The sequence below is a fragment of the Marichromatium sp. AB32 genome (assembly GCF_003718675.1).
Taxonomy (GTDB): domain Bacteria; phylum Pseudomonadota; class Gammaproteobacteria; order Chromatiales; family Chromatiaceae; genus Marichromatium; species Marichromatium gracile.
The window spans coordinates 115189-131060 of sequence record NZ_RHFJ01000001.1 but is presented as its reverse complement, the minus strand read 5'-3'; the positions used below and the strand labels follow the sequence as shown (position 1 = coordinate 131060).

The 15872-nt window shown below is 67.8% G+C and carries 14 protein-coding genes; 13 read left to right on the top strand and 1 reads right to left on the bottom strand.

The genetic code is table 11. From position 1 onward, the window contains the following. Positions 1 to 117 precede the first annotated feature (117 nt). Positions 118 to 1317, top strand: coding sequence for an FkbM family methyltransferase (locus tag EBL85_RS00645; RefSeq protein WP_190288009.1), 1200 nt, complete (start codon positions 118 to 120; stop codon positions 1315 to 1317). A gap of 22 nt (positions 1318 to 1339) precedes the next feature. Continuing rightward, positions 1340 to 2029, top strand: a complete 690-nt coding sequence (locus EBL85_RS00640; RefSeq protein ID WP_123141869.1) for a hypothetical protein — start codon at positions 1340 to 1342, stop codon at positions 2027 to 2029. Positions 2030 to 2032: 3 nt separating this feature from the next. Here EBL85_RS00640 and queG read toward each other — a convergent pair whose 3' ends face one another. Beyond that, a complete protein-coding gene (queG, locus tag EBL85_RS00635; protein WP_123141868.1) occupies positions 2033 to 3118 on the bottom strand; it encodes a tRNA epoxyqueuosine(34) reductase QueG in 1086 nt (361 codons plus the stop codon). A gap of 84 nt (positions 3119 to 3202) precedes the next feature. Here queG and EBL85_RS00630 point away from each other — a divergent pair, with 84 nt between their 5' ends. The 11 genes from EBL85_RS00630 (at position 3203) to EBL85_RS00580 (ending at position 15866) form a co-directional block, all read left to right on the top strand. Continuing rightward, positions 3203 to 4708 carry an NAD(P)H-hydrate dehydratase gene (locus EBL85_RS00630; RefSeq protein WP_123141867.1) on the top strand — a complete coding sequence of 502 codons (1506 nt, stop codon included), beginning with the start codon at positions 3203 to 3205 and terminating at the stop codon, positions 4706 to 4708. After that, positions 4701 to 5159: a tRNA (adenosine(37)-N6)-threonylcarbamoyltransferase complex ATPase subunit type 1 TsaE gene (gene tsaE, locus EBL85_RS00625; RefSeq protein WP_123140768.1), complete on the top strand. Its 459-nt coding sequence runs from the start codon at positions 4701 to 4703 to the stop codon at positions 5157 to 5159. The genes EBL85_RS00630 and tsaE overlap by 8 nt, the downstream gene beginning before the upstream one ends. A gap of 224 nt (positions 5160 to 5383) precedes the next feature. Further along, positions 5384 to 6706 (top strand): N-acetylmuramoyl-L-alanine amidase, encoded by a 1323-nt coding sequence (locus EBL85_RS00620; protein WP_123141866.1) that lies wholly within the window; start codon positions 5384 to 5386, stop codon positions 6704 to 6706. A 351-nt stretch (positions 6707 to 7057) separates the two neighbouring features. Continuing rightward, positions 7058 to 9028: a DNA mismatch repair endonuclease MutL gene (gene mutL / locus EBL85_RS00615; protein WP_123141865.1), complete on the top strand. Its 1971-nt coding sequence runs from the start codon at positions 7058 to 7060 to the stop codon at positions 9026 to 9028. Between the two features lie 28 nt (positions 9029 to 9056). Beyond that, positions 9057 to 10025 carry a tRNA (adenosine(37)-N6)-dimethylallyltransferase MiaA gene (gene miaA / locus EBL85_RS00610; RefSeq protein ID WP_123141864.1) on the top strand — a complete coding sequence of 323 codons (969 nt, stop codon included), beginning with the start codon at positions 9057 to 9059 and terminating at the stop codon, positions 10023 to 10025. 259 nt (positions 10026 to 10284) lie between these two features. After that, complete coding sequence (hfq, locus tag EBL85_RS00605) at positions 10285 to 10545, top strand: RNA chaperone Hfq (RefSeq protein WP_005223727.1); 261 nt, start codon at positions 10285 to 10287, stop codon at positions 10543 to 10545. A gap of 32 nt (positions 10546 to 10577) precedes the next feature. Beyond that, entirely contained in the window at positions 10578 to 11864 is a 1287-nt protein-coding gene (gene hflX, locus EBL85_RS00600) for a ribosome rescue GTPase HflX (RefSeq protein WP_123140763.1), read from the top strand. 264 nt (positions 11865 to 12128) lie between these two features. After that, complete coding sequence (gene hflK / locus EBL85_RS00595) at positions 12129 to 13292, top strand: FtsH protease activity modulator HflK (RefSeq protein ID WP_123140762.1); 1164 nt, start codon at positions 12129 to 12131, stop codon at positions 13290 to 13292. Further along, positions 13292 to 14179: a protease modulator HflC gene (hflC, locus tag EBL85_RS00590; protein WP_123140761.1), complete on the top strand. Its 888-nt coding sequence runs from the start codon at positions 13292 to 13294 to the stop codon at positions 14177 to 14179. Before hflK ends, hflC begins: the two co-directional genes overlap by 1 nt. Before the next feature lie 297 nt (positions 14180 to 14476). Continuing rightward, positions 14477 to 14659 carry a DUF2065 domain-containing protein gene (locus EBL85_RS00585; protein ID WP_062274437.1) on the top strand — a complete coding sequence of 61 codons (183 nt, stop codon included), beginning with the start codon at positions 14477 to 14479 and terminating at the stop codon, positions 14657 to 14659. 13 nt (positions 14660 to 14672) lie between these two features. After that, a complete protein-coding gene (locus EBL85_RS00580) occupies positions 14673 to 15866 on the top strand; it encodes an ATP phosphoribosyltransferase regulatory subunit (RefSeq protein WP_123140760.1) in 1194 nt (397 codons plus the stop codon). Positions 15867 to 15872: the final 6 nt, after the last annotated feature.

Genomic DNA, 15872 nt, shown 5'->3' with positions numbered 1-15872 from the left:
AGCATCAGTGGCACTTTAGGCGGTTCGCCGATCGGTGCTAGGATGCTCATTCAATCACGGGGGCGCCGGGTCTTCGCCCGCACCCGATCCGCCAACGTCAATCTCGGAGCAACGATCGTGACAGACTCCCAACGACTGCTCGAGCAGGCCATCGAACATCAGCGCGGTGGACGGACCGAGGCCGCCGAGTGGCTGTATCGTGCAGTGCTGGCGCTCGATGTGGATCATGCCGAGGCCAATCACAACCTCGGCATCATCGAGATCGAACGCGGTGATCTCGATGCCGGGCTCGACCATGTGCGTCATGCACTCGATCAGGCCCCGGAGATCGGTGGTTACTGGTTGACCCTGGTTGAGGGTCTGCTGCTCGCCGGGCGTGCCGCCGAGGCCGCCGAGGTGATGGAGCGCGCGCGCGGACTCGGGCTCGACTCCCCCGAGGCGGATGCGCTCGCCCAGCGCATCACCGAGGCGATGGCGGCGACCCCGGCCTCGACTGCGGCGCCGCTGCCTTCGGAGCCGACCATGCCGGCGTCATCGGCTGGCAATGACTCACTGTTGCTGACCATGGATGACGGTGTGCGCATCCATGTCCCCAATGATATCGACGCGTTGCCCACCTATCTGCTGCTCGAGCGCGAGGACTGGCCGGAACCCGAGCTGGCGCTGGTGCGTCGTCTGGTGGAGCCCGACGATCTGGTGCTCGATCTGGGCGCGGGTCTCGGTGTCTATACCCTCGCCATGGCCCATGCCATGGGGCAGGGCAACGGTCGGGTGCTGGCGCTCGAGCCGGTTACCGAAGCCGCGGCGCTGCTGGCGCGCAGCCTTGCCGAGAATGCGCTGGAGACACGTGTCGTGCTTCAGCAACGGGCGATCGGAGACGGGGCCGGCGAGGTCGGTATCCGGGTGCGTCGGGCGGCGCGCCCGCACGACCTCGGCGATTCCTTCGAGACGCGTACGGTCGGGGCACTGACCCTGGACGAGCTCTTGGCCGATGCGGCCTGGCCCGCAGGCGCGAGTCCGTCGCTGGTGCGTCTTGATCTCGCCGCCGAGCATCTGCCCGCTGTGTTGCGGGCGGGGGAGCGGTTTTTTGCCGCACACGACCCGCTGCTGATGTTCCGGGTCGCTCCGGATTGCGACCTGGGTGCGTTGCGCCAGGCGGTCGAGACGCTCGGTTACGCGCTGTACCGCCAGGTCGATGCACTGAGCGCCCTGGCCCCCTGTGGTACGGCGGAGACGCTCGATGCGCGCCGTCGTAACCTCTTTGCCTGTGCGCCGGCGCGAGCCGAGCGGCTGCGGGCGCGCGGCCTGATGGTGTGAACCGGCTCAACTGGAGATCGCGATGACCGAGAGCGCATGGTATATCCGGCTGGGCGCCTATCCCTATGCCCAGCCCTTTCTGATCGACTGGCAGATCGCCGACCACGGTCGCGATCCCTTCTGGTCGCGCTTCGAGGAGGCGCTCGAGCGCTATCTCGACAGCCACGACTCGGCTCGGCCGGTGGCCGAGCGCTATCAGGCGCTGACCGAGGCGATGGCGCGTTTCGTCCAGCTCAGGGCCGAGGGGGATGGTCATCTCGCCACCCGCATGGTGCTGATCCGTATCCTCTTCGATCTCGGTGAGCGTCAGCGTGCCGGCGGTGAGGTCGCAGGTCTGCTGCAGGGCATGACCTGGCTCACCGAGCCGATCCCGGACGACCTGCAGATCCATGTCAACCGCCCGCTGGTCGCACCGATGCCGAGCTTCGACCAGCGTCCGGTGAAGGGCGATCTGGGACTCTGGCTGCAGGCCGCGTTGATCGAGACGCTGGAGTGCACCAAGGCCGACTCGTCCTACTTCCACAACGATCTGCAGCTGTTCAAGCTGCTGCTGGCCAACCCCAACCACAGCCTGGAGATGGAGCGTCGACAGCGCCTGCTCGCCACCCGGCTGGGGATCGCGCTCGGTTCGCCCGAGGTGCCGGCGGCCGACCGCGACCTCCGCCCCGAGCGCAACAGCGAGGTGTGGTCGCTGCTGCGCGTCCCGACCTGAGCGTCACCATCCGTCACGCGCGCCGTGCTCGCGCTGGCGCGCCAGCGCCCAGTCGATATGCTCGCGAACCATGGGGTCTGGATGGTCCCGCCAGCGTATGAGTGCAGTGAGCGTCGCCGGCGACGGATCGGCATTGCCGAGTGCAACGGCGAGGTTGCGCAGCCAGCGACCATGACCGATGCGTCTGATCGCAGACCCCGAGGTCCGTTCGAGAAAGGTCGGCTTGTCCCAGCCGATCAGGGTGATCAGGGTGGCGCGATCGAGTCCCTGGCGAGGCAGGAAGTCGGTCTCGGCGGTGGCGCGGGCGAAACGATTCCAGGGGCAGACCTGCTGGCAGTCGTCACAGCCGTAGATGCGGTTGCCGAGTGCGGGGCGCAGCGCCAGCGGGATCGGACCTGGGTGCTCGATGGTGAGGTAGGAGATGCAGCGCCGGGCGTCGAGCCGATAGGGCGCGATGATCGCTGCGGTGGGACAGACCTCGAGACAGGCCGAGCAGTGACCGCAGTGTGAGCGCAGCGGTGTATCGAGCGGGAGCGGCAGGTCGGTGAACAGTTCGCCGAGAAAGAACCAGGAGCCGGCGCGCGGGTTGATCAGGTTGGTGTGCTTGCCGATCCAGCCCAGTCCGGCCTGCTCGGCGAGCGGCTTCTCCATCACCGGCGCCGAGTCGACGAAGGCGCGATAGCCGAAGGGGCCGATCGTCTCGGTGATCTGGTCGGCGAGGCGCTGCAGGCGACGACGGATCAGCTTGTGATAGTCGCGCCCGAGTGCATAGCGCGAGACGAAGGCGCGTGCCGGGTCGCTGAGCGTCGCCGGATCTTCGTGTGGTTCGGGATGGTAGTCCATGCGCACCGAGACGATGCGCAGTGTCCCCGGCACCAGCTCGGCGGGACGGGCGCGCCGGCAGCCATGGCGGGCCATGTAGTCCATCTTGCCGTGATGGCCGGCGTCGAGCCAGTCGAGCAGGCGCTGCTCGGCGCGCTGCAGTCCGGTATCGGTGATGCCGACCTGCTGAAAGCCGAGCGCCATCCCCCAGCCCTTGATCCGGGTCGCCAGCTCGAGCGCCTCGTGCGGATCGAGCGCGCGCGTCATCGTCTGCTCCGGTACTCGCCTGTCTCGTCCATTCACCCTAGAATCGGGGTCGCCACGCCGATCCCAATCCATCTCCAGACCGTCATGAACCAGCCATCGCTGCCGCACGCACTCTACCGCGCCGATCAGGCCCGCGCGCTCGACCGCGCCGCCTGTCTCCAGCCCGACCTGAGCGGTCGTGAGCTGATGGAGCGTGCCGCACGCGCGGCGCAGCGACTGGTGGCCGCGCGCTGGCCGCAGGCGCGCCGGGTCTGCGTGCTCGTTGGCGGCGGCAACAACGGGGGTGACGGCTATGCGCTGGCGCGGCTGTTGCGCCGGGCCGGGCGCGAGGTTCGGGTGTTGAGCCTGGTCGCGCCGGAGCGGCTGCGGCATGAGGCCGCCGAGGCCTGCCGCGACTGGCGGGCGGCCGGCGGGGCGATCGAGCCCTGGCGCGGTGGCCTTCCCGAGGACGCCGAGCTGCTGGTCGATGCCCTGCTCGGCATCGGGCTCGAGCGTCCGTTGCGCGAGCACTGGGCCGAGGCGGTGCGTGCGCTCAATGCCCACCCGGCGCCGGTTCTCGCGCTCGATCTCCCCACCGGGTTGCATGCCGACCGGGGCGCCGTGCTCGGCGAGGTGGTGCGGGCCAGCGCGACCATCAGCTTCATCGTGCTCAAGCAGGGGCTGCTGACCGGGGCCGGCCCCGGCTGCTGTGGCCGGCTCTACTGGGACTCGCTCGGGGTGCCGGAGACCCTGCTGGTGGCCGAGCCGGCCAGTGCGCAGCGCATTGACTGGGCCAGCCAGCGCGCCTGTCTGGGCACGCGACGGCGCGATGCGCACAAGGGGCAGTGCGGTCATGTGCTGGTGATCGGTGGCGCCCCGGGGATGTCCGGCGCGGCACGTCTTGCCGGCGAGGCGGCGCTGCGTGCCGGTGCCGGGCTGGTGACGGTCGCCACCCATCCGGCACATGCCGCGCTGCTCAATCTCACCCGCCCGGAGCTGATGGTGCGTGGGGTCGAGCACGACGCCGATCTCGAGCCACTGCTCGCACGTGCCGATCTGGTGGCCATCGGTCCCGGGCTCGGGCGGGAGGCGTGGGGGCGCGGGCTGTGGCGGCGGGTGCGCGAGTGCCGGTTGCCGCTGGTGGTCGATGCCGACGCGCTCAACCTGCTCGCCGAGCAGCCGCTGCGGCGCGATGACTGGGTGCTGACGCCGCATCCGGGCGAGGCGGGGCGGTTGCTCGGCTGTGGGACCGCCGCGCTCGAGGCGGATCGTTTCGCCGCGCTCGCGGCCTTGCGTCAAAAGTATGGCGGTGCCCTGGTGCTCAAGGGTGCCGGCAGTCTGGTCGCCGACGCGGACGAGACACCGCCGGCGGTCTGCAGCGACGGTAATCCGGGGATGGCGACCGCCGGTGCCGGAGACGTGCTCACCGGGGTCATCGCTGCGCTGATCGGGCAGGGGATGGATGTCGGGGGCGCCGCGCGTGTCGGGGTCTGTCTGCATGCCGCCGCCGGTGACCGGGCAGCGCGCGCGGGTGAGCGGGGAATGATCGCCGGGGACATCATCGAGGCGGTGCGCGCCCTGGCCGACGGGAGAGAGAACCATCATGCATGAGATCCATATCGCCGGTGAGGCGGCCCAGCTGGCGCTCGGTGCACGGCTGGCCGAGCGAATGCGAGCGCCCTTCGTGCTCTATCTGCAGGGCGACCTCGGCTGCGGCAAGACCACCCTGACCCGGGGGCTGCTGCGTGCGCTCGGTCACCAGGGTGCGGTGCGCAGTCCGACCTATACCCTGATCGAGCCCTATGTACTCGCCACCACCCAACTCTACCATCTCGACCTCTATCGCCTGGCCGATCCCGAGGAGCTGGAGTATCTCGGTCTGCGCGATCTGCTCGAGACCCCGGCGATCTGGGTGGTCGAGTGGCCGCAATGCGGTGCCGGCGCGTTGCCGCCGCCGGATCTGCAGCTCCAGCTCGAGCATCGCGCCGATGGGCGCAGCCTGCGCCCGGTGGCGACCACCGAGGCGGGTCTGACGCTGGCCCGAGCGCTCTATGAGCGCTGAGTCCCGGTCGCGCAAATCCTTGTTGTATAAGCGATACATTTCGTTCCGAAGAAATTCAGAAAGCGAGGCTAATCCCAGGTTTTTTCTTGGAATACTCCCGCTAAAGCTGCTATCTTAAAAACAACGAACCGTCAATCCCCTGGGGCGGGTCATCTCCACTGCATGGCCGTGCCGTCCCCGAGAACATCGGTCGTCGGCGACCCCGGCGACCCCGAGGCTGCGACGTGAAACGGGTTTTCACTCTCCTGCTCTGCTCCCTCCTGGCCCTGCCCGCACTTGCCGCGCAGGTCACGGTCGAGGGCGCGCGCGTCGGTGTCGAGGACGGTCGCACCCGGGTGGTACTCGATACCCGAGCTGCGCTCACCCACAAGATCTTTACCCTCGAGGGTCCGGACCGGGTCGTCGTCGACCTCAGCGACGCCCGGCTGTCCGGCACGCTGCCGCGGCCACGTGGCAATGATCCGGCGCTGGTCGGGCTGCGCAGCGGTATTCGCGACAAGACCGATCTGCGTATCGTCTTCGACCTCAAGTGTCCGGTACGGGTCAAGAGCTTCAGCCTGCCGCCGGATCGCCGTCACGACAAACACCGCCTGGTGATCGATCTGCTGCCGCGGACCGCCAGTGCCGCACCCCATACCACGGTGGTGGCCAGTCGCACTCGATCGCCTTCACGTCCCGAGGTGCTGATCGCCATCGATGCCGGCCACGGCGGCGCCGATCCCGGTGCCATCGGCAAGCGCGGCACCTACGAGAAGGACGTCACCCTGGCGATCGCCCGCAAGCTCGCCGCGTTGGTCGAGCGCGAGCCGGGGATGCGCCCGCTGATGATCCGCGACGGGGACTACTACGTCCGATTGCGCCAGCGCATCGAGAAGGCGCGCAAGCACAAGGCCGATCTGTTCATCTCCATCCATGCCGACGCCTTCACCAACGATCGCGCCCACGGCTCCTCGGTCTATACCCTGTCGTTCAACGGCGCGAGCAGTGAAGCGGCGCGCTGGCTGGCCAACCGCGAGAACGCCGCCGACCTCATCGGCGGGGTCAACATCGCCGACAGCGACGATCTGCTCGCCAGCGTGCTCATCGACATGACCCAGAACGCCACCATCGAGCACAGCACCGAGGCCGCCGGCGCGGTGCTCTCGCATCTCGGCGAGATCGGGGATCTGCACAAGCGCCGGGTCCAGCGTGCCGGGTTTGCGGTACTCAAGTCGCCGGACATTCCCTCGATGCTGGTCGAGACCGCCTTCATCACCAATGCCGAGGAGGAGCGCCGGTTGCGCGACCCGGCCCATCAAGAGCGGCTGGCACGCGCCATCCTCGCCGGGATCAAGGCCTATTTTCGCAAGTACCCGCCACAGGGTGCGCTGCTGCAGGCGGCCAACGGGCGCTCGACCCCGCGCCGTCACGTCACCCACCAGGGCGATACCCTCTCCGAGATCGCCCAGCGCTATCGCGTCAGTCTCTCCTCGCTGCGTGCCGAGAACGGCCTGACCGACGACACCATCCGCGTCGGTCAGGTGCTTGCCATCCCCGAGGACTCGTGACCTCGCTTGCGACCAGGACGGATTGAGCCGCAAAGGGGAAAAGCCTCCAGCTTTCAGCTATCAGCCGCCAGCGAGGGGAGGGCTTGGCTCGTCGCGCGACCGTTGATTGCAGGCCGACACTGGAGGCTGTTGACTGAAAGCTGGCCGCTTTCTTCGCGTGTTTTCTTTGCGTTTTGGTCATTCGAGTCGGCTTCCAGCGGCCAGCTTCCAGTAGGGAACAGCGCCTGCGCTGGGGTCCTGAACACACAATCCCTTTGCGCCCTTTGTGTCTTTGCGGTTCAATCCCGCTGGCCGCTGGCCGCTGGCCGCTGGCCCTTGCCGTGCGCGCGCCGATCTGGTTCCATCTGCGCGATGGTTTCCCCGATCCGTACCCTCCCGCCCCATCTCGTCAATCAGATCGCCGCCGGCGAGGTCGTCGAACGCCCGGCCTCGATCGCCAAGGAGCTGATCGAGAACAGCCTCGACGCCGGTGCCGAGCGTATCGAGATCGAGGTCGAGCAGGGCGGGGTGAAGCGGTTGCGGGTGCGTGACGACGGTTGCGGCATCCCGCGCGACGAGTTGGGCCTGGCGCTCTCGGCGCATGCCACCAGCAAGATCGCCGCACTCGAGGATCTCGACGGCATCATCACCCTCGGTTTCCGTGGCGAGGCGCTGCCGAGTATTGCCTCGGTCAGCCGGCTGACGCTGACCTCGCGTCCCCGCGAGGCGCCCGGGGACACCCCGGCCTGGAGTATCGGGGTCGGTCCCGATGGGACGCTCGAGTCGCCACAGCCGGCCGCGCACCCGCCCGGGACCTCGGTCGAGGTGCGCGAGTTGTTCTTCAACACCCCGGCGCGGCGCAAGTTCCTGCGCACCGAGCGCACCGAGTTCGGCCACCTCGAGCAGGTGGTGCGACGTATCGCCCTGGCCTGTCCCGAGGTCGGTCTGGTGCTGCGCCACAATGGCCGTCAGGTGTTCGACCTGGCTCCGGCCGGTGGCGAGACGGCACGTGAGCGCGCCCGTCTCGCCCAGCTGCTCGGCCAGTCCTTTGCCGAGCAGGCGCTGACGGTGGAGGCCGAGGCCGTCGGGTTGCGCCTGCACGGTTGGGTGTTGCCACCGGCCTTCTCGCGCAGCCAGGCCGATCAGCAGTACTTCTACGTCAATGGCCGCATGGTGCGCGACAAGCTGGTGGCACACGCCGTGCGCCAGGCCTTCAGCGATGTGCTCCACCATGCCCGTCATCCGGCCTTCGTGCTGTTTCTCGAACTGCCGGCGCGTCAGGTCGACGTCAATGTCCATCCGGCCAAGCACGAGGTGCGCTTCCGCGAGAGTCGTCAGGTCCACGACTTCCTGTTCAGCAGTCTGCAGCGCCGGCTCGCCGACGGCGTGCTCGGCGAGCGGACGCCCGAGACCGGGACGATTGCGCCCGCGCCGGCGGTCGCCTCCACGCGTGCGTCGTCGGCCGCGCCGCTCACGCCGGCGCTTGCCACCTCGGGCGGGCAGGCCGGGCGCGTCGGCACAGGCGCGCGAGCCGCTGTCGCTCGTGAGCGGAGTTCCGTCGTCGCCCCGGCGGGCCGGGTCGCCGAGCGTCCGGCGCGCTATCAGGCCGATCTGGCCTTCCAGCACCCGAGGCCAGCGGCACGAGATGGCGGGGGAGAGGAGTCGTCCTCGACAGCGCCCGCCGCCCCGGCCAAGCCGTTGCCCGAGGTCGGCGGGGCGAGGCCCGTGCCTCGCCAGGAAGAGGTCGAGGCGGCCGATGCCCCGCCGCTCGGCTTCGCCCTGGGGCAGGTCAACGGGGTCTTCCTGCTCGCCCAGGCGCGCGACGGGCTGATCGTGGTCGATATCCACGCCGCCCACGAGCGCATCGGCTACGAGCGGCTCAAGCAGGCCTGGGCGCGCGGGCGCATCGTCTCCCAGCCGCTGCTGTTGCCGGTCACCCTCCAGGTCAGTCGCGCCGAGGTCGAGTTGCTGGAGACGCAGCGCGACACCCTTGCCCGGTTGGGGCTGGTGATCGAGCCGCTCGGCGCCGAGACCCTGGTGATCCGCGAGGTCCCGGCGCTGCTGCGTCAGGCCGAGATCGCGCCGCTGGTGCGCGACCTGCTCTCCGATCTCACCGAGCACGGGCGCAGTCGGCGGCTCGATGCGGCGATCGACGCGGTGCTCGCGACCATGGCCTGTCACGGCGCGGTGCGCGCCAACCGGCGGCTCACCATCGAAGAGATGAACGCGTTGCTGCGCGAGATGGAGCAGGTCGAGCGTATCGATCAGTGCAACCATGGCCGTCCCACCTGGGTGAAGATGACCCACGATCAGCTCGACCGACTGTTCGAGCGCGGCCGCTGAGCCGCATCCCCGAGAGGATCTCCCCGTCATGATCGATTCCGCCGACCCACGGCCGTGGGCCATCCTGTTGCTCGGCCCGACCGCTGCCGGCAAGACCGACCTCGCCGTCGAGCTGGTGCGTCGACTGCCGTGCGAGATCATCAGCGTCGACTCGGCGATGGTCTATCGCGGCATGGACATCGGTACCGCCAAGCCCGGTCCCGAGGTGCTCGCCGAGGCCCCGCATCGGCTCATCGACATCCTCGACCCGAGCGAGTCCTATTCGACCGCGCAGTTTCGCGCCGATGCCCTGGCGGCGATGGCCGAGATCAGCGCACGGGGGCGGATCCCCTTGCTGGTCGGTGGAACCATGCTCTATGTGCGCGGTCTGTTGCGCGGTCTGGCCGAGCTGCCGGGGGCCGATGCGGCGGTGCGTGCCGCGCTCGATGCGGAGGCGGCGCGTCTCGGTTGGCAGGCGATGCATGAGCGGCTCGCTGCGGTCGATCCGGTGAGCGCGGCGCAGATCCATCCCAACGACCCGCAGCGCATCCAGCGCGCGCTCGAGGTCCACACCCTCGCCGGGCGCCCGATGAGCGCCTTGATCGCCGAGGCCCGCGCACGCGCCGAGCCGCCCTATCGCTGGATGAAGCTGGTGCGCGCGCCAGGCGAGCGCGCGCTGCTGCATCGGCGCATCGAGCAGCGCTTTTGCGACATGCTCGATCAGGGGCTGGTGGCCGAGGTCGAGCGGCTGTGGGCGCGCGGCGACCTGCACCCGGAGCTGCCCTCGATGCGCTGCGTGGGCTATCGCCAGGTGTTGAAATATCTTCACGGCGAGTACGACCGTGATGAGCTGGTGCAGCGCGGTATCTATGCCTCCAGACAGCTCGCCAAGCGTCAGCTCACCTGGCTGCGCGCCGAGCCCGACTGTCATTGGATCGATGATCACCCGGATCCCTGTGGCCAGGCGCTGGCGGCGCTCGCGGCGGCCGGTATCGGTGGCGCGGGCGGCGGTCGATGAGCCGTGGCCGGTGTTGCTGGTCCTTGCCGCGGTGTCGCCAGCGAGGCATGCTCAGTGCGGTCCCCCGCGTTGGGGGCTTGCTCCAAATCAGGTCGGTGTCCGTCACCAGTTCGCAACCCGCTGACGGACGACGCGGTCATGACGACCGTAGAGAGCGGCGGTGATCCGGGATGGGGGGAAGCGCTGCCCCGGAGCACCTGTCCGGCCACGGTCACATCCGGATGCCGACCGAACAAACGACAACAAGGAGACTCAACACATGGCAAAGGGCCATAGCCTGCAAGACCCCTTCCTGAACACCCTGCGCAAGGAGCGCGTGCCGGTCTCGGTGTTCCTGGTCAACGGTATCAAGCTGCAGGGGCAGATCGAGTCCTTCGATCAGTTCGTCGTGCTGCTCAAGAACAACGTCAGTCAGATGATCTACAAGCATGCGATCTCGACGGTGGTGCCGGCGCGCAACGTCAAGCTGCCGCCGAGCGATGAGTCGCCGAAGGGCGAGGACAAGTCCGACGATGCCTGAGTCGCACGCGCAACGATTGGTGGGGGCGCGGCGTGTTTGAGCGTCCCGATGTCGGTGAGCGGGCGGTGCTGGTACAGATCGATCTCGGCGGCGAGCGGGTCGATGCCGAGCAGCGCGAGGAATTCGCGCTGCTCGCCGAGGCCGCCGGCGCCGAGGTGCTGGCGACCCTGGGGGGGAGTCGTGCCGCGCCCGATCCGCGCTACTTCCTCGGCAGCGGCAAGGCCGAGGAGCTCAAGGATCTGGTCGCCGCCTGCACCGCCGACCTGGTGATCGTCGATCATCCGCTCTCGCCGGCTCAGGAGCGCAACCTCGAGCGCCTGGTACAGTGCCGGGTGCTCGATCGCTCCGGGTTGATCCTCGATATCTTTGCCCAGCGGGCGCGCTCCTTCGAGGGCAAGCTGCAGGTGGAGCTGGCGCAGCTGCGTCACCTCTCGACCCGGCTGGTGCGCGGCTGGACCCATCTCGAGCGCCAGAAGGGTGGTATCGGGCTGCGCGGTCCGGGCGAGACCCAGCTCGAGACCGACCGCCGTCTGCTCGGCAAGCGCGTGGCGATGCTCGAGCGCCGACTCGGCAAGATCGAGGGGCAGCGCGCCCAGGGGCGCAAGGCGCGGGCCAAGGCCGAACTCTCGGTGGTCTCGCTGGTCGGTTATACCAATGCCGGCAAGTCGACGCTGTTCAATCGTCTCACCGAGGCCGGGGTGTTCCAGGCCGATCAGCTGTTCGCCACCCTCGATCCGACGCTGCGTCGATTGGAGTTGCCGACCGGCGAGCGGGCCTTGCTGGCCGATACCGTGGGCTTCGTCAGTGATCTGCCGCATGAGCTGGTGGCGGCCTTTCGCTCGACGCTGGAGGAGGCGCGCAACGCCGCGTTGCTGCTGCACGTGATCGATGCCGCCGCCACGCAGCGCTCGCGACTGATCACCGATGTCGAGCAGGTGCTCGAAGAGATCGGTTGCAGCGAGATTCCGCGCCTGGAGGTGTTCAACAAGATCGATCGGCTCGAGGAGGCCGTGCCGCGTCTCGAGCGCGATGCCGAGGGGGTGCCGGTGCGGGTGTGGATCTCGGCGCGCGAGGGCGAGGGGATCGAGCTGTTGCTGCAGGCGATCGCCGAGCGTGTCGGTGGCCAGCGCGTCGAGCGCCGGGTCCGACTCGAGCCAGCCGATGGGCGGGTGCGGGCGCTGCTCTTCGCTCACGCCCAGATACTCGCCGACACCCCCCTCGAGAGCGGTGGATGGGAGATGAGCTTCAGTATCGCGCGGGCCGATCTCGCGCGGCTGCGGGCACGCGATGTGCGCCTGGCCGCCTGTGTCGAACCCTGAGTTTCATTGGGGGTGGGGCGTTTGCTCCACCCCGCTGCGCCATCTTAGAATGACACCTTCGATTTGGGGCCCGGGGATGCGTGTCCGCGTGACCTCATCATGCGATATCGCTTGATATCGGCCTCGTACGTCGGCATTGTTCTACGCGATATTCACCTGCCATCGGATTTGTCGTGACGCCCTGTTTGCAGTGGCTGGATCGTCAACCCCCGACAGGGCAATCCGGGACGACTCCCCCAACCAACCAGTACAGACGGAGAAGCTATGGCCTGGAACGAGCCAGGTGGCGGTAACAAAGATCCTTGGAGTGGTGGCGGCGACCAAGGACCGCCCGATCTCGACGAGGTGGTACGCAAGCTCCAGGAGCGCCTGGGTGGGCTCTTCGGCGGCAAGGGCGGCGGGCAGGGCGGCCCGAGCGGTGGTCCCGGGCGCGACCTCAGTCTGCGCCTGATCGGTGTGGCGGTGGCCGTGCTGGTGGTGATCTGGCTGGCCACCGGCATCTATATCGTCGGCCCTGCCGAGCGCGGCGTCGAGACCCGCTTCGGCAAGCTCACCGAGACCACCGGGCCGGGGCCGCATTGGCACATCCCCGCACCGATCGAGTCGGTGACCAAGGTCAATGTCGACGAGATCGCGACCTTCAGTCACAAGGCATCGATGCTCACCCAGGACGAGAACATCGTCGATGTCGAGCTGACGGTGCAGTCGCGTATCCAGGATGCGGCGAACTATCTCTTCCAGGACCAGAATCCCGAGAAGACCCTGCGTGACGCCACGGTGACCGTGGTGCGCGTGACCATCGGTGGCAGCAAGCTCGACTATGTGATGACCGAGGGTCGTAGCGCGGTGGCGGTGACCATCAAGGAGCGCATCCAGGCGCTGATGGATCAGTACAAGACCGGCCTCGAGGTGACCACGATCAACATGCAGCCGGCCAAGCCGCCGGAGCAGGTCAAGGCCGCCTTCGACGATGCCATCAAGGCCCGCGAGGACAAGGAGCGCATCGAGAACCAGGCCGAGGCCTATGCCAACGAGGTGTTGCCGCGCGCCCGTGGTGAGGCTGCGCGCATCATCGCCGATGCCCGCGCCTATCGCGACAAGGTGATCGCCGAGTCCGAGGGTGAGGCGGCGCGCTTCAGTGCCATCCTCGCCGAGTATCAGAAGGCCCCCGAGGTGACGCGCGAGCGTCTCTATCTCGAGACCATGGAGCAGGTGCTCGGCGGGAACGCCAAGGTGCTGCTCGATGTCAAGGACGGCGGCAACAGCCTGATGTACCTGCCCATCGATCAGATGCTCAAGCAATCAGCAACGCCGGCCCAGAGTGGCCCGGCAGCGTCGGCGCCGGTCGCGGCGACGCCGGCGAGCGCCACCGGGGCGAGTGATTCTACGCCCCAGCGCATCGTGGACCGTGAGCGGAGGACGCGTTGATGAATCAGTACAGGACCCTGCTGCCGATCGGCGTCGCGGTGCTCGCGCTCCTCGTCTACAGCTGTACCTTCGTGGTCAAGCAGTACGAGGTGGCGATCAAGCTGCGACTCGGTGAGATCGTCTCCGACCAGTACGGCCCCGGGCTGCATTTCAAGCTGCCCTTGATCAACTCCATCGAGATCTTCGATCGTCGTATCCAGACGCTCGACTCGCGTCCGGAGCGTTTTCTCACCATCGAGAAGAAGGACGTGATCGTCGATTCCTACGCCAAGTGGCGGATCTCCAACGCGGCGCAGTTCTTCCGCTCCACCGGTGGCAGCAGTGCGCGGACCAGCCGGCTGCTCTCGGAGCGGATCAACACCAGCCTGCGTGACGAGTTCGGTAAGCGCACCATCCAGGAGGTGGTCTCCGATGATCGTCTGGAGCTGATGCAGATCCTCACCAAGGAGGTCAATGCCAACACCGAGGATCTCGGTGTCGAGATCGTCGACGTGCGGGTGAAGAAGATCGACCTGCCGCCCGAGGTCAGTGAGTCGGTCTATCAGCGCATGCGCGCCGAGCGTGAGCGGGTGGCGCGTGACCTGCGGGCCAAGGGTTCTGAGGCCGCCGAACGGATTCGCGCCGATGCCGATCGTCAGCGCACCGTGATCACCGCCGACGCCTATCGTCAGTCCGAGGAGATCCGCGGTGAGGGCGATGCGCGCTCGGCCGAGATCTATGCCGGCGCTTATAGCGTCGACCCCGAGTTCTACGCCTTCTACCGGAGTCTCGGTTCCTATCGCCACGCCTTCGGCAATGGTGGCGACGTGATGGTGCTCGAACCCGATTCGGAGTTCTTCCGTTTCTTCCGTCAGCAGCAGGCCCCGGTCGAGGCCATCGGCCGCTGATCCTCCCTCCGCTGCAGGATGCGGCCCCGTTTCGGGGCCGCATTTCCCCACCCAAGACGTCTTGCAGACGTTTCGTCCACGTTTCAGCGACCCTTCGCACCCTGGTTAAATGCATGCATTTTGTTGTCAAAATGCTGCTTTTGCGCTGAAATCACGTTTTTCTGTCTGTCTGCGGGGTGTTTTTCGATGTCCCGGCGATGGACAAATGCCCTTGCGTCTGGAAAGATGGGCGCCTTTTGAAAGGGTACCAGCCCGGTTGCGTTCGCGTGATCGAGCCCCGGTCGAGGACGTCTGGTTGTGAACGAGCTGCTGATCGCACTGGCGCTGATGCTGGTGGTCGAGGGGATCTGGCCGTTTCTCTCGCCGCGAAGCTTCAGACGCGCCTTGTTGCTGATGGTGGCCGAGCGGGATCGGGCGCTGCGTTTGGCCGGGTTGACGAGCATGATCGTCGGGCTCGGGCTGCTCTATCTGGTGAACTGAGTTTTAGTGCGCAATGAATGAGGAACGGTGGCTGCTGCCAGCCGGAATCGAAGAGGTGCTCCCGCCCCAGGCCCAGGTCATCGAGGGGCTGCGTCGCGAGTTGCTGGATCTCTATGCCGGCTGGGGATACGACTTGGTCATCCCGCCGTTCATCGATTATCTCGACTCGCTGCTGACCGGGACCGGTCAGGACCTCGACCTGCAGACCTTCAAGCTCACCGACCAGGTCTCCGGGCGGTTGCTCGGGGTGCGGTCCGACATGACCCCGCAGGTCGCGCGTATGGATGCCCATCATCTGCGTCGTGATGTGCCGCAGCGTCTGTGCTATCTCGGCACCGTGCTGCGCACTCGCGACGACGGCTTCGGTGGGACGCGCAGCCCGCTCCAGCTCGGTGCCGAGATCTATGGTCATGGCGGCGTCGAGAGCGATATCGAGATCCTGCGCCTGATCATGCTCACGCTGCGCGCGGCGGGGATCGAGGAGAGCTATCTCGATCTCGGTCATGTCGGTATCTTCCGCGGGCTGGCCCGTCAGGCCGGGCTCGATGCGGCACAGGAGCACGCGCTGTTCGATGCGCTCCAGCGCAAGGCGGTGCCCGAGGTCGAGCAGCTGATCGGCGGCTTCGGCGTCCACGGTGCTGCGGCCGACATGCTGGTCGCGCTCGCCGAACTCAACGGCGCCGATGCGCTGGTGCGTGCCGAGCAGGTGCTGAGTCGCGCCGACCAGCCGGTACAGGCCGCGCTCGATGACCTGCGGCGCATCGCCGAGGGGCTGCAGCGCTGGCTGCCCGAGGTCGGGGTCCACTATGACCTCGCCGAGTTGCGCGGTTATCGCTACAAGACCGGCGCGGTGTTTGCGGCCTTCGTCCCCGGCTGGGGGCTCGAGGTCGCGCGTGGCGGGCGCTATGACGACATCGGTCGGGTGTTCGGCCGGGCGCGCCCGGCGGTCGGCTTCAGTGCCGACCTCAAGGAGCTGTTGCGTCACGGACGCGGGCTCGAGCAACGCTATCGCGTTGACGCGCCGGTGCTCGCGCCGGCCGATCCCGATCCGGCGCTGCGCGCCGAGATCGAGCGGCTGCGCGCCGCTGGGCGACGGGTGGTCGAGGTACTGCCCGGGGTCGAACAGGATCCACGTCAACTCGGCTGCAGCCAGACCCTGGCGCGGTGCGAGGGGCGCTGGGAATTACAAGCTATCGATGCGGAGTAGGAAAGA

Bases quoted from the DNA above. Each gene is read 5' to 3' on its own strand.
- hflK (WP_123140762.1), top strand. From the start codon at position 12,129: ATGGCCTGGAACGAGCCAGGTGGCGGTAACAAAGATCCTTGGAGTGGT.
- hflC (WP_123140761.1), top strand. From the start codon at position 13,292: ATGAATCAGTACAGGACCCTGCTGCCGATCGGCGTCGCGGTGCTCGCG.
- mutL (WP_123141865.1), top strand. From the start codon at position 7,058: ATGGTTTCCCCGATCCGTACCCTCCCGCCCCATCTCGTCAATCAGATC.
- EBL85_RS00580 (WP_123140760.1), top strand. From the start codon at position 14,673: ATGAATGAGGAACGGTGGCTGCTGCCAGCCGGAATCGAAGAGGTGCTC.
- queG (WP_123141868.1), bottom strand. From the start codon at position 3,118: ATGACGCGCGCGCTCGATCCGCACGAGGCGCTCGAGCTGGCGACCCGG.
- miaA (WP_123141864.1), top strand. From the start codon at position 9,057: ATGATCGATTCCGCCGACCCACGGCCGTGGGCCATCCTGTTGCTCGGC.
- EBL85_RS00640 (WP_123141869.1), top strand. From the start codon at position 1,340: ATGACCGAGAGCGCATGGTATATCCGGCTGGGCGCCTATCCCTATGCC.
- tsaE (WP_123140768.1), top strand. From the start codon at position 4,701: ATGCATGAGATCCATATCGCCGGTGAGGCGGCCCAGCTGGCGCTCGGT.
- EBL85_RS00630 (WP_123141867.1), top strand. From the start codon at position 3,203: ATGAACCAGCCATCGCTGCCGCACGCACTCTACCGCGCCGATCAGGCC.
- hfq (WP_005223727.1), top strand. From the start codon at position 10,285: ATGGCAAAGGGCCATAGCCTGCAAGACCCCTTCCTGAACACCCTGCGC.